Annotated in this window: 1 rRNA gene; it reads left to right on the top strand. The window is 53.7% G+C overall.

The features are described from left to right. Nucleotides 1–1,263 (top strand): 23S ribosomal RNA (locus BM035_RS22215); the annotation flags it as partial.

Genomic DNA, 1,263 nt, shown 5'->3' with positions numbered 1-1,263 from the left:
TAGAGCGGGAAGTCATTGATGCCATGCTTCCAGGAAAATCTTCTAAGCTTCAGGCTATTCGAGACCGTACCCCAAACCGACACAGGTGGTCAGGTAGAGAATACCAAGGCGCTTGAGAGAACTCGGGTAAAGGAACTAGGCAAAATGGTGCCGTAACTTCGGGAGAAGGCACGCTGGTGGTAAGTGAAATCCCTGCGGGTGGAGCTGAAGCCAGTCGAAGATACCAGGCCCCTGCGACTGTTTATTAAAAACACAGCACTGTGCAAACACGAAAGTGGACGTATACGGTGTGACGCCTGCCCGGTGCCGGAAGGTTAATTGATGGGGTTAGCGCTTGCGCGAAGCTCTTGATCGAAGCCCCGGTAAACGGCGGCCGTAACTATAACGGTCCTAAGGTAGCGAAATTCCTTGTCGGGTAAGTTCCGACCTGCACGAATGGCGTAACGATGGGGGCGCTGTCTCTACCCGAGACTCAGTGAAATTGAAATCGCCGTGAAGATGCGGTGTATCCGCGGCTAGACGGAAAGACCCCGTGAACCTTTACTATAGCTTCACAGTGAACTTTGAGCATGTTTGTGTAGGATAGCTGGGAGGCTTTGAAGTGGGAACGCCAGTTCTCATGGAGCCAACCTTGAAATACCAGCCTGACATGTTTGAGGTTCTAACTTGGTCCCCTTATCGGGGATGAGGACACTGTGTGGTGGGTAGTTTGACTGGGGCGGTCTCCTCCCAAAGCGTAACGGAGGAGCACAAAGGTGGGCTAAGCATGGTCGGACATCATGCGGTTAGTGTAATGGCACAAGCCCGCTTAACTGCGAGACAGACACGTCGAGCAGGTACGAAAGTAGGTCATAGTGATCCGGTGGTTCTGTATGGAAGGGCCATCGCTCAACGGATAAAAGGTACTCCGGGGATAACAGGCTGATACCGCCCAAGAGTTCACATCGACGGCGGTGTTTGGCACCTCGATGTCGGCTCATCACATCCTGGGGCTGAAGCCGGTCCCAAGGGTATGGCTGTTCGCCATTTAAAGTGGTACGCGAGCTGGGTTTAGAACGTCGTGAGACAGTTCGGTCCCTATCTGCCGTGGACGTTGGAGATTTGAGGAAAGCTGCTCCTAGTACGAGAGGACCGGAGTGGACGAACCTCTGGTGTTCGGGTTGTGACGCCAGTCGCATTGCCCGGTAGCTATGTTCGGACAGGATAACCGCTGAAAGCATCTAAGCGGGAAGCCCCTTCCAAGATGAGATCTCCCTGGACCCT

It is taken from the genome of Marinobacter sp. DSM 26671 (assembly GCF_900112835.1).
GTDB classification, from domain to species: Bacteria; Pseudomonadota; Gammaproteobacteria; order Pseudomonadales; family Oleiphilaceae; genus Marinobacter; species Marinobacter flavimaris.
The sequence above is the reverse complement of the archived record's forward strand: the minus strand, read 5'-3'. Positions and strand labels throughout refer to the sequence as shown.